Annotated in this window: 14 protein-coding genes; 5 read left to right on the top strand and 9 right to left on the bottom strand. The window is 63.2% G+C overall.

Annotation, left to right across the window (positions count from 1 at the left end; genetic code table 11):
- Window positions 1–248: 248 nt before the first annotated feature.
- Complete coding sequence (locus tag VB672_RS12865; protein ID WP_329784583.1) at window positions 249–3,359, bottom strand: tetratricopeptide repeat protein; 3,111 nt, start codon at window positions 3,357–3,359, stop codon at window positions 249–251.
- Between the two features lie 245 nt (window positions 3,360–3,604).
- On the opposite strand from VB672_RS12865, the gene VB672_RS12860 reads away from it, so the two are divergent.
- Complete coding sequence (locus tag VB672_RS12860) at window positions 3,605–5,455, top strand: glycosyltransferase family 2 protein (protein ID WP_329784582.1); 1,851 nt, start codon at window positions 3,605–3,607, stop codon at window positions 5,453–5,455.
- Between the two features lie 140 nt (window positions 5,456–5,595).
- Here VB672_RS12860 and VB672_RS12855 read toward each other — a convergent pair whose 3' ends face one another.
- From VB672_RS12855 to VB672_RS12845, 3 genes are all read right to left on the bottom strand, one after another.
- The gene (locus tag VB672_RS12855; RefSeq protein WP_329784581.1) at window positions 5,596–6,435 is read right to left on the bottom strand and encodes an O-methyltransferase; all 840 of its coding nucleotides are present in this window, start codon (window positions 6,433–6,435) and stop codon (window positions 5,596–5,598) included.
- A 314-nt stretch (window positions 6,436–6,749) separates the two neighbouring features.
- Window positions 6,750–7,067 (bottom strand): STAS domain-containing protein, encoded by a 318-nt coding sequence (locus VB672_RS12850; protein ID WP_329784580.1) that lies wholly within the window; start codon window positions 7,065–7,067, stop codon window positions 6,750–6,752.
- Window positions 7,064–7,858, bottom strand: a complete 795-nt coding sequence (locus tag VB672_RS12845) for a PIG-L deacetylase family protein (RefSeq protein ID WP_329784579.1) — start codon at window positions 7,856–7,858, stop codon at window positions 7,064–7,066. Before VB672_RS12845 ends, VB672_RS12850 begins: the two co-directional genes overlap by 4 nt.
- A gap of 342 nt (window positions 7,859–8,200) precedes the next feature.
- On the opposite strand from VB672_RS12845, the gene VB672_RS12840 reads away from it, so the two are divergent.
- On the top strand, window positions 8,201–8,671 hold the full coding sequence (locus VB672_RS12840; RefSeq protein WP_329784578.1) for a hypothetical protein: 471 nt from the start codon (window positions 8,201–8,203) through the stop codon (window positions 8,669–8,671).
- A gap of 3 nt (window positions 8,672–8,674) precedes the next feature.
- Here VB672_RS12840 and VB672_RS12835 read toward each other — a convergent pair whose 3' ends face one another.
- From VB672_RS12835 to VB672_RS12825, 3 genes are read right to left on the bottom strand one after another with little or no spacing between them, the layout of a single operon-like run.
- Window positions 8,675–9,118: an ATP-binding protein gene (locus VB672_RS12835; protein ID WP_329784577.1), complete on the bottom strand. Its 444-nt coding sequence runs from the start codon at window positions 9,116–9,118 to the stop codon at window positions 8,675–8,677.
- 32 nt (window positions 9,119–9,150) lie between these two features.
- Window positions 9,151–9,486, bottom strand: a complete 336-nt coding sequence (locus tag VB672_RS12830) for an STAS domain-containing protein (protein ID WP_329784576.1) — start codon at window positions 9,484–9,486, stop codon at window positions 9,151–9,153.
- On the bottom strand, window positions 9,473–11,467 hold the full coding sequence (locus tag VB672_RS12825) for a PP2C family protein-serine/threonine phosphatase (RefSeq protein WP_329784575.1): 1,995 nt from the start codon (window positions 11,465–11,467) through the stop codon (window positions 9,473–9,475). Before VB672_RS12825 ends, VB672_RS12830 begins: the two co-directional genes overlap by 14 nt.
- Window positions 11,468–11,536: 69 nt before the next feature.
- On the opposite strand from VB672_RS12825, the gene VB672_RS12820 reads away from it, so the two are divergent.
- The 3 genes from VB672_RS12820 (at window position 11,537) to rimO (ending at window position 14,847) form a co-directional block, all read left to right on the top strand.
- Entirely contained in the window at window positions 11,537–12,604 is a 1,068-nt protein-coding gene (locus tag VB672_RS12820) for an endo-1,4-beta-xylanase (protein ID WP_329784574.1), read from the top strand.
- Window positions 12,605–12,745: 141 nt separating this feature from the next.
- Window positions 12,746–13,252: a GAF domain-containing protein gene (locus VB672_RS12815; protein WP_329784573.1), complete on the top strand. Its 507-nt coding sequence runs from the start codon at window positions 12,746–12,748 to the stop codon at window positions 13,250–13,252.
- A 278-nt stretch (window positions 13,253–13,530) separates the two neighbouring features.
- The gene (gene rimO / locus VB672_RS12810) at window positions 13,531–14,847 is read left to right on the top strand and encodes a 30S ribosomal protein S12 methylthiotransferase RimO (protein WP_329784572.1); all 1,317 of its coding nucleotides are present in this window, start codon (window positions 13,531–13,533) and stop codon (window positions 14,845–14,847) included.
- Window positions 14,848–14,968: 121 nt separating this feature from the next.
- On the opposite strand, the gene VB672_RS12805 is transcribed toward rimO, so the two are convergent.
- Complete coding sequence (locus VB672_RS12805) at window positions 14,969–15,619, bottom strand: nicotinamidase (RefSeq protein ID WP_329784571.1); 651 nt, start codon at window positions 15,617–15,619, stop codon at window positions 14,969–14,971.
- A gap of 107 nt (window positions 15,620–15,726) precedes the next feature.
- The gene (locus tag VB672_RS12800; protein ID WP_329784570.1) at window positions 15,727–16,812 is read right to left on the bottom strand and encodes a BMP family ABC transporter substrate-binding protein; all 1,086 of its coding nucleotides are present in this window, start codon (window positions 16,810–16,812) and stop codon (window positions 15,727–15,729) included.
- Window positions 16,813–16,861 lie beyond the last annotated feature (49 nt).

The following is a 16,861-nucleotide window of genomic DNA, read 5'->3' as shown; positions in this document are numbered from 1 at the left end:
AGAAGGGCTCTCGCGTTCAGAGGCAAGTCGCCCTACATTGCCCTATTGCTATGTCCGACGCCACAATCAGGATCGCACAACTCGGGGCTACAACGATTGTTCGAGCAACTGTCCTGGAGTACCCCGGAATTTCCCCAGGCTTCGACAGCCCACGCGACCCACAGATTGGATCGCTCCTGCTGGACGCGAGGGCCACAACGCCCCGGTTTAGAGCACCGAACGATCAATCCTCGAGGAATTGCACCGGCTTACCACCGCACCCGCAACTGGCCTCCGACGGACCAGCGGCTGAACGGCTCGTCGTCGTCTCCCGGATTGAAGTTCCCATCGTCCTCCGATGAGCGGGCGTAAGAGACGAGATAGCTCGCATAGAGGGCAAAGGATGCCTGCGGGGCGAAGTCGTAGTTCAGGCGCGCCGACGTATAGGAGACGAAGCCGCCCTCCCCGGGCTCGCTCCAGCCGTATCCTGCCGCCGCCTGGATGTCGAACCACCACTTGTCGGCCAGCGGGCCGTAGAACTGGAGAGTCCCCTCGAGCGACTGGTAGCGCTTCGGATTCCAGTATCCGTTATCGACGACCTTCTCGAACTCGAAGGCCGTGTAGCGGGCGCCAAGCCAGAAATAAGGATTGGCGGTGAACCGTCTTGCGGCTTCCACCTGCCCCCAGAAACGCTCGTTGCCGTCCGAGTAATGGCTATAGATAGCCTGTCCGCTGAAGCGGGTAGCGTTGTCGGGCGTGACGTCGATCGAGACGCCGAAGTCGTTCGCCAGGATGTCGTTCACGATCGAACGCGTGTTCTCGTCTGCATAGCGCCGCCCCAGATCCAGATCGAACCGCAGGAGATCGGACGGGATCAGACTGAGCGTCGTCTCGTGAGTGAACGTGATGTCATTGTCATCGTCGGGATCTGGACGATCCCGGCCATCTTCCTCCTCCAGGTTCAGGAAGAAGGACGACTTGAACTCGAGATAGTCGTTGAACCGATGGCGGCCGGAAAGGCCCAGACTGTACATGTCGACGCTTGGGAAGTCCCCGCCCCGGTAGCGCATGAAACGGGTCTGCGGCGCGAATTTGGTTAGGCCGGCGTTGAAGGTCAGCTCGTGCGATGCCTGCAGGGACCAGATCGCCAGATCGTCCGAGCGGCGCGCATACCACGATTCGATCTGCGTCAAAGGACGCCGCTCCCGATAGAGCTGCTCGAGAAGGCGCTGCGCGCCTTCATCGCTGGGCTTCTCAGCGAGCACTGCTCTCGCATACACCTCTGACAGATCAGGGCGGCCCATTTCGTTCCGGGCCTGCGCGGCAATGAACAAGGTCGCTGGGTTGCGGTCGCCGCTCGCCAGGAGAGGCTCCAAGCGGGCGAGCGCCGCCCGCGGAAGGCCCATGGACCGCTCGGCGGTCGCTGCGCCGCGGATAGCTTCGACGTTGTCCGGCTGCAGCGTGAGGACGACCTCGAAATCGACCAGTGCGGTCTGGTGGCGGGTAATGTCGTTGAGCGCATTGCCGCGCCCGATCAGCGCTTCGACATCACGTGGGTCGGACGCGATGATGTCGCTGAAAACGGGAATGGCGAGCTTCTGCTGGCTGCTCCAGGCGAGAGCGCGGGCAAGCCCGAGCTGCGCATCGCGCCTGTCCTTTGCGGTGAGATCGGGACGCTGCAGGATCTCCTGAAAGAGCGGGATGGCGCGCAGGGGCTGGCCTGCGTAGAGCACTTGCTCGGCATATTCCCGCAGCAGCTCCCGGCGGCGGCTTGGCATCACGGTCAGAGCACGCTCGAACAGGTTGACCGCCTCGGCATTGCGCGCTTGGCCCGCAGCTTGGCGAGCTGCTCCGAGGAGGGCATCGGAGAACGCTTTGCGAGCCTCCTCATCGCGCGGGTTCTCGCGGACGATGCTCTGCCAAGCGGAGATCGCCTCGCGGAACTGGCTGCTCCAGAGCAGTGCAAAGGCCAGGCCCCGGCGGACCCGTCGACGTTCAGCCTCCGGACGCTGCCCGTCGCGCAGGGCTTCTCGGTACAATGGCACCGCTCGTGCGGGATCGCCGGAATAGGCGATCTGGTCAGCGTATTCCGGTAGCAGCTCCTGACGACGCTGCGGCGCCGTCTCGATGGCCTGCCCGAAGAACGTGGCGGCATCCGCATTTCGGGTCCTCTGGGCCGATTGGCGGGCTGCCCCGACGAATGCATCCGAGAGCGCCTTGCGCGCCTCCGTGTCGTGCCGGTTCGATCTCAAGATCTCGTCCCAGGCATCGATGGCCTGCTGGAACTGGCTGCTCCACAGCAGGGCGAAAGCCAGGGACCGGTTCACCTGCTGGCGCTCGGCCGGCGGCAGATCCCGACGCGCCAAGACCTCCCGGTAGACGGGAACCGCCCTGCTAGGTTCGCCGGAATAGGCGAGCTGGTCGGCATATTCCCGCACGATCTGGCCGCGCTTCGACGGATCGAGCGAAATTGCGCGCTCGAAGAGCGATGCAGCCTCCTTGTTCGCCCCACGGCCTGCTGCCTCGCGAGCAGACGCGATGGCCGCATCGGCCGGAGAGGCAGGCGACACCGGAGCAGGTGAAGGCGCGGGTGCGGGAGCAGCCTGGGACGCTTGAGGGGCCGGTGCAGGGGTGCGCGCGACACCGGCGCGGGCATCGGCCAAGCCCTGGCGGATCTGCGCATCGTCGGGCGCTTCTCGGAGCGCTTCCTCGAGTGAACCGACGGCGGTCGGGAACTGGCCGCTCCAGAGCAACGCGAAGGCCAGGCCGCGCCTCAGGCGTTGCTGCTGATCCGCCGGACGGCTGCCATCCCGCAACGCCTCCTGGTAGAGGGGAACGGCCTGAGCCGGCTGGCCGGCATAGGCCGTCTGATCGGCCAATTCCGGCAGCAGCTCCTGGCGCCGCTGCGGCGCCGTCTCGATGGCTCGTGCGAAGAGCGGGAGGGCGTTGGCATTTTCATTGCGCTCCGCAGCCTGCCGCGCGGCGCCGACGAGAGCGTCGGAGAGAGCCTTTCGGGCTTCATCGCTGTTGGGGTCGGTGCGCAGGCGCGCCTCCCAGGCGGCGACCGCTTCCTGAAACCGGCTCCCCCACAACTGGGAGAAAGCCAGTCCGCGTTCGGCGCGGTCCCGGGTGTCGACATCGAGGCCGCTGTCGGCCAGAAGTTCGCGGTAGAGCGGCACGGCCTCCGCGGGACGGCCAGAATAGGAGACCTGATCCGCATATTCGAGCAGCAGCTCGCGACGACGCTCAGGGGCAAGAGTGATGGCCTGCTCGAAGAGGCGCGCGGCCTCCCGGTTGTCGTTCGTCGAAGCGGCCTGCCGGGCCTGCTCCACCACTTCATCAGCCGACTGAGCCCAAACCGGCGACGGGCTCAAGCTCATCCCGCACAGGATCAGCAGGCTTGCGAAACACAGATGGAGGGCAAGCCGGCATTGAAACATTGTCTCGGGATCTCGAATCGGGAACTAACGTCGGGAGGATCAATATCTGGAATTTGGCCTTATAGCAGGTAAAGATTGCCTTTCGTGGGGTCGCACCACCTGCATGGGTTCCTTTCCTAGAAGATAGCCTAGTTTCCTCCTTCGGCCAGAGATTTTGCCTCCATCTTTCTTCGGAGATGTCGTTCTTGTCCCGTCCCGCCTCCCGATTCCAGACTCAGACGCCCTGGACGCCGCTGCCCTATTCGCCGCTCCATGAAACCATATGGCAGTTCCTCTGCACCGCGAGCCTGGTGTTCGGAGCGTGGTACCTGGGATGGCGCTGGCTCAAGTCGATCAACTACGATGCCCTGTGGTTCTCGATCCCGCTCCTGATTGCGGAGACGGGTTCGTTCATCGGACTTGTCTTCTTCACGGTGAATCTCTGGTCGGCGAAGTCGCCGGTTCGAGGACCGCTTCCCGTGACGGCGCGCGACTGCTCGGACGATCCCGACATGCCGGACCGCCCAGTCTCGGTCGACGTCTTCGTTGCGACCTATAGCGAGGATCCGGAGCTGGTTCGCGTCGGGCTGCAGCAGTCGAAGAAACTGACCTATCCTCATCCCATCAACCTGCAGATCCATGTGTTGGACGACGGCAAGCGTCCCGCCATGGAAGCCGTTGCGCGGGAGGAAGGGGTGAACTACATCACCCGTTCCGACAATGTGGGCTTCAAGGCCGGCAACCTGCGCAATGCCATGTCGGCAACATCGGGCGATTTTATCCTCATCTGCGATGCGGACATGCACCCCTTCCCGACCTTTCTGGAGGAGACTCTCGGCTACTTCCGAGACCCCAAGGTCGCCTGGGTCCAGACGCCCCATTGGTTCTACGACATTCCCCCGGGCGTTCCTCTGCCCGCGGTTCTCGAGCGGCGCCTCGGGGCCTTCGGTCGCGGCATCGGACGTGCTTTCGAGCGGATCTTCGGCGCGGTCCAGATCGGGGAGGATCCGTTCGCAAACGACCCGCAGCTCTTCTTCGACGTCATCCAGCGCCGCCGCAACTGGGCCAATGCGAGCTTCTGCTGCGGCGCCGGCTCGATTCATCGCCGCGAGGCCGTCATGGAGGCGGCGCTGCGCCAATGGTCGGATCAGGTGGCGGCAGCGGCGGGCCGCAACGAGAAGGCCGCGCGCCAGCTCACCGGCGAAGCCGCCATCATGGATTCGATCAGCGACGCCATGCGCTGGCAGAGCGCCCTAGAGGAAGAGTTCCAGCCGTACAAGTTCCACGTCTCTGAGGACATCTACACCTCCATCGTGCTGCACAGCGACAGGGAGCGCGGATGGAAATCCGTTCTGCATCCGGTCGTCCAGTCCAAGATGCTCTCCCCCAACGATCTTCTCAGCTGGACCATCCAGCGCTTCAAATATGCGGGCGGCACCCTGGACATCCTGGCTCACGACAATCCGCTCTTCCGCCGCGGCCTGACGCTTCCCCAGAAGCTCATGTACGGTTCGACCTTCTATTCGTACCTGTCGCCGATCTGGAATGTGATCTTCCTGGTCTCGCCCATCGTCTTTCTCTTCTCGGGCATCGCTCCGGTCTCAGGCTATTCGCTTGACTTCTTCCTGCACATCGCGCCCTTCCTGCTCCTCAACGAGCTGTCGCAGCTCGTGGCCATGTGGGGCAATTCGAATGCCAAGGGGCGCGCCTGGTATCTTGCCATGTTCCCGCTCAACCTTCAGGCGCTCTGGGCGGTCGTGAGAGGCCAGAAGATCTCGTTCCCGGTAACGCCGAAAGATCGCCAGGTGGGAACCTATGGCCGCCTCGTCCGGTGGCAAATCGGGCTGGTGATCGTCACCCTGTCGGGCCTCGCCTGGGGCTGGTTCTCATACGGCACGGCGCGCGAGGGCTACACCCTCGGGGCGATGATCGCCAACACGCTCTGGGGGCTCAGCAATGCCCTGTCCATGCTGCCAGTGATCCGCGCGGCCTATTGGGAGCCGGACCCCGAGCATGAGGCGGCCATCGCCGAGGGTGCGTTGCCGAAAGGCATCTGATCGCTCCAGGTGAGGCGGAGAGGATTAGAGCGTCGGACCTTTACGTAAACGCGCTATTGGCGATTTCGAGACGACTCCACGATTGCCGAGATACGGAACTTATCGGATCCGACTTCTCGTCCGATGCTCTAGTGCGAGCCTCAACCTGTCTTCAACACCAGGGCTAAAGTCGTCGTGTTGCTCCCCGGCTGCGTTTGCCACGGCAATGTGCCCAAGGGCAAAACCTGAATCGCCGGATCTTCTCTCTGAGCGCGTTCGACAGCCCGGAACGGTCCGCCGATGGCGTAACCGTCCGAACGAATTGGCTTTCCGCCGGGATAAAAATCGTGGAGGAGAATGATACCGTCTTTTTGAAGCAGCGGCAGTGCCAGGCTGAGCTCCTCGTAGATGGCCCATGCATCATGGTCGCCATCGAGGAAGATCAAATCATAACGCTCATCCGTCTCTCTCATAAAGTCCTGGCTCGCTCCCACATGAAACTGCACATGCTCCGATAAACCGAGAGCCTTCGCGCATTCGGCTGGCGGCGTGCTGAGGCCTACGTCTTTCCAGGCGCCCTGCTTGGGATGGTTGACATCGAAGATGTCGACCGTCGTCAGACGCCGATTCCCGTGGAGGCGTTGCAGGGCAGCAGCCATGTAGATCGCCGATGTTCCGATGTAGGTTCCGATTTCAAGCACATTTTGTGGCCGCAGCGACATGACGAGAGAATAAATGGCGCGTCGATCCCCGGGATTGACCCCCATGGTCAGTTCTCCCGCGCGATAGAGCTGCGAGATGGCCTGATGATCATCCTCCCACGCCTTGGCAATCTCCGGGTCGGAGAAGCCATGGGAGATATCCACGGACGAAAACCTGCGCAAATTCCTGGTATCGAAGGCCCTGACAGGGATCTTCTGCAGTCGGATCTTGCCTCTCAGTTCGAAATACTGGTTCGTGACCGACGTCGGAAGAACGGTCTTGACTGCTTCCTTCAACATCACTTACGCCCCCGAACCCACAGATCTACAAAAGGAATTCATCCGGACGGTGTGGTCTCGGCTGGGCAGGACATTAATGCTGCATTCTTGAGCCGGAGCCCCACGCTCGACTGTTGCGCGAACAGGTCGGAGAGATGGAGCGGGTGGGACGGTGCTGCCCCGCCGCCGAGCGAGGTGGCACCTCGTCGTCGCCTGCTTCACCCGCGATAAATGCAGTGTAGCCGCAGGCCGCTGCTGCGATAAACGACCTTCAGGGGTAGCTCGATCGGAAGAGACACACTTGGCGGGCTGCCCTCGCCGAAGACCATGACGGACTAGATGGTCTCGAGGATCGTGAACACCCGATCCAAGGTCGTGAGACGCAGGAGCTTGCGCACCTGCGGACCGGGCGCGGCGAGGCGCAGATCCCCTTCCACCCGACGCGCGGCCTTCAGGCCCGACACCAGAGCTCCGAGGCCCGTGCTGTCGATGAACGGCACTTCGGCCAAGTCGACGACGAACTGCGTCTTTCCTTCCGCGATCGCTCCCGTCAGGCGGGCGAGGAGGCCAGGCGCCGCAGCGGCATCCAGGCGTCCCTGGAGGCGCATGAGAGTTACGGACTGCTCCAAGTGTTCGACGTCGAAGACCATCATTCAGAACCATGCGGGCGAACGGGCCAGAACCGCTCGGCCGGCCCCAGTGCACCGCCGGTCTTTAGCGCAAACTCCGTAACGGTGCCTCTGAAATCTGTCGTGAATCGGAAAATGACGGGCACCTGGGACTTATAGCAAGCTATCGATTCGAGGCGGGTTTCGAGCGCATCGCCGACCGGAACGAGCAGAGGCTCGCCCACCGCGCTACCCAGCGCCGTGAGCCGGGCGGCGACCCCGGCCGGCGTATGGATGGCATAGGGGCAGTCCTCATAGGCGTAGACGTGAGCTCCCTGCGACGCGAGATGTCGACCGGCCTCGAAAACGAGCTGGTGGTCGACATGGGATCCGACGCCCAACGGAACGAAGACACGCATTCCCTCGCGCCATTCCGGCAACTGGCGGATCTCCTCCGCCAAATGCGCCGCAAGCTCCAGTTCCTCGACCATGAGAGTGCCGAACAGCTCGGGATCGGACTTGTAGCGATCGCCGCGATAGATCGCATCCGGCAGGCCGAGCCAACGCACGGGAGCGCCGAGCGCACGGGCTGCGTCGGCATCCTCGGCCCGCCTGACGGCCAGCACCTGCTCCGCATCCGTCACCTTCCAGCGCTCGTGCTTCCACGCGGCGAACGGGCCGACCATCTCGTCCACCAGTTCACCGGCGAAGACAGTCACCATGCGCGGCTCATGCCCGCGCTCGGCCAGAAGGGCGACAGTCCCGCCGCAGGACAGAGGGACATCATCGTAATGCGGCTGGATGAAAAGCGCGGGTCCGGACATCAAACTGTTCATGGATCTCTGCTTTTCCTACCTGACCCCAAGAGAATCGGGCCGTGCCCTTCGTTGCCACATGAGCCTTGCGGAAGCCGAAGCTCTGCTGCGAATCATTCCGATCGATTTAAGCCGGTCTAGAGGTTCGGCCACTGGGATCCAACCGTCATGATAGGGATTTGGTCAGTTTCCATACGATGCAACGTTCTACTTTGTTCCATGCATTCCATCGCCCTCCACACCGACCTCCGGTCTTTCTCTTGTCACGAGCGACGTGACGCTTTTAATCTCCCTACCTCTTCCTAGCTATGCGGATAGCAGGCAGTTTCAGTAATGCGTCTCAAGCTTACCGGAGGCTCAACGGTGACTTTCAGGGAAGGCCTCCTCAAGGCCCGAGGGCAGCTTACCTTCATCGCCGCGTTGGCGATCTCGACAGGAATCATCATCTACCTCGAAGCCCTGGATACCGAGGCCCATATCCAAGGCCGGGTCGCCACGGAATTGTCGCGCCAGCGGAATGCTCCGGCAACCGTCTCTCCGGCGATCGAGGCAACAGTGCGAGCCAATCTCCAGCGCTCGGAGGAGGCCTATTCGGGCGATCCCGGCAGCCCTGCGAACCGAGCGGCCCTGCTCGCCTCTCTCTCGTCGGCCGTGCAGCTCGGCATCCTCAAGTCTGAGGATGGTTTGGCGAGAGCACAGAGGATCCTGGCCGACATGGAGCGCCAGCGCGGCGAGCCCAGCCCGGTCGTCGATGCCGCACTCGGGACGGCTGCGGTCGCGTTCCCATCGCTTCAGGAGCGGATCGCGAGCCTGAATTCCGCGCCCAGGAGCTGATGCTCACGAGGCGGGACGTTCGATCCGCTTGACCATCCTCAGGCGGTTCTCGGATTCGTTCGACAGATACTCGACCTCATCCATGTTCATGCGGATGAGCGCCAAGCCCATGCCGCCTTCCGGAATCTGCGCCAGATCGGCCTCGTCGAAATTGAAGGGGTCATCGGAAGGCTGCTCCAGCACATCAGGCGCCATCGGCGGTGCATGGTCGATGACGTCGATGACGATCTGTTCGGTCTGGAGCCCGACGGCGACTTGGACGTCCTTGCCCTTTTCCCCGTGATAGCCGTGCTTGATCACGTTGTTGATGGCCTCGACCAGACTGAGCTCCACGGCATCCAGCTCGTCGGCGGTCAGAAAATCCTCGCACAGGGCCCGAACGGCGCGCGAGAGGAGAGAGACCTTGTCCAGGTCGCTGTCGATGGAAAGGCTGATGGAGGAAACCATCGTGTTTCTTTCTGCTCCTGTACTGCGACGGGTCAGGCGGAAAGCTGATCGACGGCGGAATCCACATTCGGATGAAGGGTGAAGACCTTATCCATGCGGGTCAGCGTGAAGAGCCGACTGACGGCGCCTGTCGCACCTGCGACGGCAAGACTTCCTCTCGGCCCGAGGCGCTTGAGGCAGGACACGAGCGCGCCGAGGCCCGAACTGTCGATGAAGTCGACCCCGCTGAGATCGAGGACGATCTGACTCTGCCCGGCGTCGATGCACTTGGCGATCTCGTCCTTGAAGAGCGGTGCCTTGCTCGCATCGATCCGTTTTTCCGCAACCCGGACGACAAGGACATTCTTACGGACATCAGTGGACAGCATTGGCAGGGATCCTTTCAGGCAAGCGCTCCAGCATGAGAACGCTCAAGTCGTCGTCCAGGGTTTCAGAGCCGCGCCAATTCCGCACCGCGACGTCGAGCCTGTCGAGGAGCGCGGGACTGGCATCCATGGCATTCTCACGGACGATACGGCGCAGGCGGGCTTCCGAAAACTGCTCACCGGCCTGGTCTTCGGCTTCGATCAGACCGTCCGAGTAGATCAGAAGCCGGTCACCCGGCCCGAAATCGAAATCGAGCCTCTCATAAGAGGCGGCCGGGATCATGCCGACAGGGAAGCCGCCCTCGCCGATCATGTCCACAAGGCCGCCGGATCGGATCAGCACCGGCGGCGGGTGACCGGCCTGCACGATGCTGGCCTGCCGGGATCGCGGATTGATTTCACCGAGAATCATCGTGAAGTATGGAAGATCCTCGGGCCAGCCATCGTTGATCTCCGCAGCAATCTCTTCGAGGCGCATCCCTTGCGTCCGCGTCAGGATCGCTTGGGACAAGGTGTGGTGGCATGCGACGGAAACGAGGGCCGCGGCTGCCCCGTGGCCGGCCACGTCCACCTGGAAGAACCCGATCGCGCCATCGTTGCGCCGAAGCACGTTGTAGGTATCGCCGGCGATGAGGCTCGAGGGACGGTAAAGCCCCTGGTAGCTCACATCGCCCATGACCGAGGACCGAGGCAGCATGGCGCCCTGGATCACGGCGGCGGCCTCGAGATCCTTGCGGAGCTGCCGGTAGGCATCTCTCAGGCGCGCGTGCAGGACCTGCTTCTCGTTCTGTGCTCGCTCGCGCTGGATCGCATTGGCTTTGAAGACCCGTAGGGCGTCGTTCATCTCTCCGATCTCGTCAGCCCGCGCCAGACGCGGGAGCGGCGTCGACAGATCGTTGTCGGCGAGCCTCAGCATGGTTTGGCTCAGCGCCTCGAGAGGCTGGACGACGCGCCTGCGGACCACGAGGGCGCTGCCGATCACCGCCCCGACGCCGAGGAGCAGCAGCCCGGACCATTGCAGGACGGAATTGCGGGCCCGGTGAAGCTCCGCCTGGAGCCGCTCTCGGGAGCTGCGGAGCAGCTCCTGTTGCACGAGGGCGATGCCACGCAGGGAGCGGTCCGCTATGTCGTACCACTGGGTTGGAGTGAGCCCGGGCGGCACCTTGCTCAAGAGGGCGTTCAGCAGGGATTGCTGGAGCGGTGCGAAGGTCGAAGTGTAATCCTCGTGGGCGGAGGAGATCGCCGCCTTCACGGATGGGCTCAGCGGAGTCGCCAGCTGCCCGTCGATCAGCTCCCAGGCTAGACCGGCTCGTCCGGCATTGCGGCTGATGGCGTCGAAGTCCAGCCCTCCGGCCTCCTTCGCGTTCATCAATGCGCGGGTCATGAGAGCCTGGTTGCGTGCGATGCTCTCGCTCAGGATGCCGGCCTGGGTCCTTAGGCTCGCCTCCGCCCGCAGGGTCGGCTCCAGCGGCCGTTCACGCTGGAGCAGGGTGAGGCGCGAGGACTGCAGCTCCTCGAGGAGACGCGTGGCCTCCTGGAACCAACGTGGAGCGAATTCCCCGCCTCGCTGGGGCTGATCGGGCGTGAAATAGGCATCGGCCTGCTCCCGAAGGGCCCCGATGTCTTTCCGGATCCTCGTCAGAACGTCCAAGCCCGCCTCGGTGCTGCTCAGGAAGTTCGCGGTCGCCCGAAGCTCTTGTTCCGAGGCGTTCAGGAACCCGTCGACACGACGACGGATCTCCGCCAGGCTCCCAGCCTTGCCGCCTTGGCCGTTCGAGTCGAGCAGCGCGACATAGGTTCGGCTTCGCTCGTTGGCGAGGGCATCCGTCCCGAGCAGAAGCTGCTCGCGAACGGCATTCGAAGCCGCCAGCCGCTGCGCGGTCTGGTACTCCAAAAGCTCGTTCCGGATCTGAATCCAAACCGCAATCAGCAGCGCGATACCCAGAAACGCCGTCAGTATCATGAGGGTGTGGCGGATCTTCATGTGGGGATCTGCAGTCGCTCTGATCGGTTTAAACAGCTATAAACGATATTATTCGCGGAATAGGAATCTATGGCACAGCATGGACCTGACGAGGACGGCTTGTCGAGCGTTGCCGTTCGGCGAGGCCTGCTTTGCGGCACCGCTCTTTGCACCTCTGACCTGTCCTTGCAACCGCTTCACCATGCAATTCTCCAAGATTGCAACCTCGTCACGGCCGAATACGAGATGAAATGGGATGCGATTCAGAGCCGCCCTCACATCCCCGACTATTCGGCTGCGGACAAGCTTGTCGCCTTCGCGACGGATAACGCCCTCGCCTTCCACGGCCATACTCTCTGGTGGCACGAAGCCATTCCGGAGGTCTATCGCGAGGGTTCGGACGCCGATTTCGCCGAGGCGGCCCTGCAGCATCTGGACATGACCGTCACCCGCTATACGGGCCGGTTGACCTCCTGGGACGTGATCAACGAGGCCCTTGAACCCGCTCATGGACGCGAGGATGGCCTGCGCCGCTCCCGGTTTCTCGACGCCCTGGGACCCGATTATATCGCGACGGCATTCAGCCGGGCGGCCGTTCTCGATCCGACCGCAGTCCTGGTCCTCAACGAGATGGGCCTGGAATACGATCTGCCGGAGGCCGAAACGAAGCGGCGCATGATGCTGTCCCTTCTCGAACGGGAGCTCGCCCGAGGCACGCCCATCGCCTGCCTGGGGATTCAGTCCCACCTGACAGCTCTGGAGCAGCCCCGCGAGCACCCCCGATTGCGTGCATTCCTGCGCGAGATCGGGCGGATGGGCTTGAACGTGATGATCACGGAAATGGACGTGTCGGACCATCTTTGTCCCCGGGACCAGAGACGTCGCGACGCCATCGTGGCCGACACCTACCGGGCCTATCTCGACCTCGTGCTGGACGAGAGCAGTATTCTAGCCGTCAGCACCTGGGGCTTCACCGACGGCTCCACCTGGCTCAACTCCTTCAGGCCCAGGGCCGACGGCGCTCCCCAGAGACCGCTTCTTCTCGACCGGGCCCTTCGGAGAAAGCCTGCCTGGCACGCGGTCAGGAAAGCCCTCCTCCGCGTCAACCATGCCGCCGGACCGGCGCAGCCGGATCCCGGGGCCGAACCATCCCATTAACCCAGACATGTTATTGCGTGGTCGAGGGCTTACCTCCACGGCGAACCCGGCTTATGCAGGATTGCCATTGAGTATGAGCTCAATCAGTTCAAGCTTTGCAGAGCTGCACCTGGCGCAGCAGTTTGCGTAGAAAGATGAGTCATGTCGTTCCCGACCGGTCCCCATGAGGAAGAGCGCCTGCAGGCTCTCCTGGAAACCGGCGCCCTCGAATCCAAGCCCGATCCGGCCCTGGACAAGATCTGCGAGGAGGTCCGCGCCAATTTCGACGTGCCGATGTGCACCATCACCCTGCTCGACCGGGCTCGGCAGCTCATCAGGGCAGCCGAGGGCCTGGAGACCGGGGAAACGTCGCGGGACGTAGCCTTCTGCAACTACACGATTCTGAGCGACGAGGTGTTCGTGGTCGAGGACGCCTTGGCCGACGAGCGATTCCGGAACAATCCTTTCGTTGCCGGCGCCCCCCACATCCGGTCCTATGCCGGCGCTCCCCTGATCTTCCTCAAGGACATCCGGCTCGGGGCTCTCTGCCTGCTCGATACCAAGCCTCGTACCTTCTCGCGCGGAGACAAGGCCGAGCTTCAGCTCTTTGCCGACAGGGTGGTCCGGGAGATCGCCAAGCAGGAGCTCGAACGGGCCGCGCATCCATAGTCCAGCCCGCGTCAATGCCGGATGTTGTAAAGGCAGACCCGGTGCTGTAAAGGCACACGCGCGTCTTAAGTCGCGCGTTCCTTTCGCCTGGAGCGCCTGCGCGAGGCGCTGGATCGATCCAGGCAACAAGATTTGAGCAGGTTCGAGCGCGGTGCCGCAGGATCTACCGAGTCTTCCTGCCCTCGATCGACAGGTTTCTCCGCCATGAATCGCATCGATGCGGTCTCGGTCGGACGCCTCAGGGATGTCAGTTTCGATTTGATAGGTGGATGTGGCGGATGAATGCTCCCGCGCCGAAAGTCTCGTTCGTGTCCCTGGGCTGCCCGAAGGCCCTGGTCGATTCCGAGCGCATCATCACCCAGCTCCGCGCTCAAGGGTATCAGCTGACCAAGGAGCATGACGGGGCCGATGTGGTGATCGTCAACACCTGCGGCTTCCTCGATAGCGCCAAGGCCGAGTCCCTGGAGGCCATCGGCGAGGCCATGGCCGAGAACGGCAAGGTCATCGTGACCGGCTGCATGGGCGCCGAGCCGGAGCAGATCCGCGACCAGTTCCCCAATGTCCTGGCGATCACCGGCCCTCAGGCCTACGAATCCGTGGTCTCGGCGGTGCATCAGGCCGTGCCGCCGGCCCATGATCCCTTCGTCGACCTCGTCCCGCCCCAGGGCGTGAAGCTGACCCCGCGCCACTACGCCTACCTGAAGATCTCCGAGGGCTGCAACAACCGCTGCTCCTTCTGCATCATCCCGAAGCTGCGCGGCGATCTCGTCAGCCGTCCCATCGCCGACGTGCTGCGCGAGGCCGAAAAGCTCGCCCGCGCCGGCGTCAAGGAACTGCTGGTGATCTCGCAGGACACCAGCGCCTACGGCCTCGACATCAAGTACCAGCCGAGCCTGTGGAAGGACCGCGAGGTCCGCACCCGCTTCTTCGAGCTCGCCAAGGAGCTCGGCGAGCTCGGCATGTGGGTGCGCATGCACTACGTCTATCCCTACCCGCATGTGGACGAGGTCATCCCCCTGATGGCCGAGGGCAAGATCCTTCCCTATCTGGACATCCCCTTCCAGCACGCCTCGCCGCGGGTCCTGAAATCCATGCGCCGCCCCGGCAACCAGGAGAAGACCCTGGAGCGCATCCACAAATGGCGCGAGATCTGCCCGGACCTGGCCATCCGCTCGACCTTCATCGTCGGCTTCCCCGGCGAGACCGAGGAAGACGTGGACTTCCTCATGCAGTGGCTGAAGGACGCCAAGATCGACCGCGCCGGCTGCTTCCAGTACGAGCCCGTCAAAGGCGCGCCCGCCAACGACATCGAAGGGGCTGTGCCCCCGGAGGTGAAGGAGGAGCGCTGGCACCGCTTCATGCAGACCCAGCAGAAGGTCAGCGCCAGGATCCTCAAGAGCAAGGTCGGCAAGACTCTGCCAGTCATCATCGACGAGCAAGGTGCGACAGTCGCCACCGGCCGCACCAAGTACGACGCTCCCGAGATCGACGGCGTCGTCTACGTGGCCTCGCGCCAGGCGCTCAAGCCCGGCGAGATCGTAAATGTACAGATCGAGAGCTCGGACGAGTACGACCTGCACGGGACGGCGGTCTAAGTTCACCTCTTGCACATTTCTTCGTCATCACCGGCCTTGTGCCGGTGATCCCGATGCGGAGAGGCGTCATGGTGTCATCCCCGGCGGTCTTACGGACCGCCGGGGATGACACCCGGAGAGTTCAAGCACCCACGATCCATTCACTCATGATCGTCCGAACACCCGCCGCCTCAAGATCCCGCCGCGCCTTCTCGAGCGATCCGTTCGTGTCGATGGCGCGCGACGCGTCCTCGATCAGGCACGTCTCGAACCCGGCCTCGGCCGCATCGAGGGCCGTCCAGGCGACGCAGAAATCCAAGGCGAGCCCGGCGCAGAAGATTCTGCGAAATCCGCGCTCCTTCAGGTAGCCCGCCAGCCCCGTCGAGGTCCGCCGGTCCGCCTCCTTGAAGCCGGAATAGCTGTCGATCCCCGCATTGTAGCCTTTGCGGATCACGAGCTGGGCATGGGGAATGTCGAGATCGCGAGAAATCTCGGCGCCGGGTGTGCCCTGGATGCAATGGTCGGGCCAGAGCACCTGCTGCCCGTAATGCAGCTCGGTCGTCTCGAAGGGCTGCCTGGCGGGATGGCTGGAGGCGAAGGAAGCATGGCCTTCCGGGTGCCAGTCCTGGGTCAGCACCACATGGCGGAACGCCTTGGCGAGGCGGTTGATGGGCGCGATCACCGCATCGCCGTCCGGTACCGCGAGCGCGCCGCCCGGCAGGAAGTCGACTTGCACGTCCACGACGATCAGAACGTCGCTGTCACCCGTCTCGATGGTCGCCCGTTCGGCCATTCCTCATCCTCTGCCATTCCGACGATGAATATAGAATTTCCAACGAAAAGGGCAGCCGGTCGCCCGGCTGCCCTTTGCATTCTAAGCCTGCGCGGGCTTACTTGGGCTTACTTGGGGATCCGGTCCTCGATGCCCTTCACGTAGAAGTTCATGCCGAGAACCTGCGCGTCCGAGAGAGCGCCCTGGCCCTTGCACTCGATCTCCTTGCCGTCCTGGCCGACGACCGGGCACTTGAAGGGGTTGAGCTGGCCGGACCTGATGGTGGCCTCGGTGTCCTGAGCGAGCTTCTTCACGTCGTCGGGCATGTTCTTGTAGGGCGTCATTACGACCATGTTGGACGCCAGCCCACCCCAGGTGTCCTCGGACTTCCAGGTGCCGTCGAGAACCGCCTTGGTGCGCGCCACGTAGTAGTCTGACCAGTTGTCCACGATGGCGGTGAGCTGCGCCTTCGGGGCGAAGCGCTCCATGTCGGAGGCTTGGCCGAAGCCGAACTTGCCGCGCGCCTCGGCGGCCTGGATCGGCGCCGGGCTGTCCGTGTGCTGGGCCAGCATGTCGACACCCTGGTCGAGCAGCGCCTTGGCGGCGTCGCCTTCCTTGGCCGGATCGTACCAGGTGTTGGCGAACACGATCTTGATCTTGACGTTCGGGTTCACCGACTGCGCGCCGAGATAGAAGGCATTGATGCCCGCGATCACTTCCGGGATCGGGAAGGCGCCCACATAGCCGATGGTGTTCGACTTGGTCATCTTGCCGGCGATCTGGCCGATGATGTAGCGGCCCTCGTGGAACTTCGCCGCATAGGTCGACAGGTTCGGATTGCGCTTGAAGCCGGTAGCGTGCTCGAACTTGATGTTCGGGTACTTCTTGGCGACCTTCAGGGTCGGCTCCATGAAGCCGAACGAGGTGGTGAAGATCAGGTCGTGGCCGGTGCGGGCGAGCTGCTCGATGGCGCGCTCGGAATCGGCCTCCGGCACGCTCTCCACGAAGGTGGTGGTCACCTTGCCCGGGAAGGCCTTCTCGATGGCTTGGCGGCCTTGGTCGTGCTGGTAGCTCCAGCCGTGGTCGCCGACCGGTCCCACATAGATGAAGCCGACCTTGATCTTGTCCTTCGGCTGGGCGACGGCGCCGGTTGCAGCCAGAGAGGCTACGACCGCGGCACCCGCCAAGGTTCCGAAGACTTTACCTGAAAACATGCTCGTTCCCTCGAGTTTTGGGTTCAAATATTCCGTCGCAGGTCTGAAG

This window comes from Microvirga sp. CF3016, from assembly GCF_036314085.1.
GTDB lineage: Bacteria > Pseudomonadota > Alphaproteobacteria > Rhizobiales > Beijerinckiaceae > Microvirga.
Note: the sequence above shows the minus strand (reverse complement) of the source record. Positions and strands in the feature narration are given on the sequence as shown.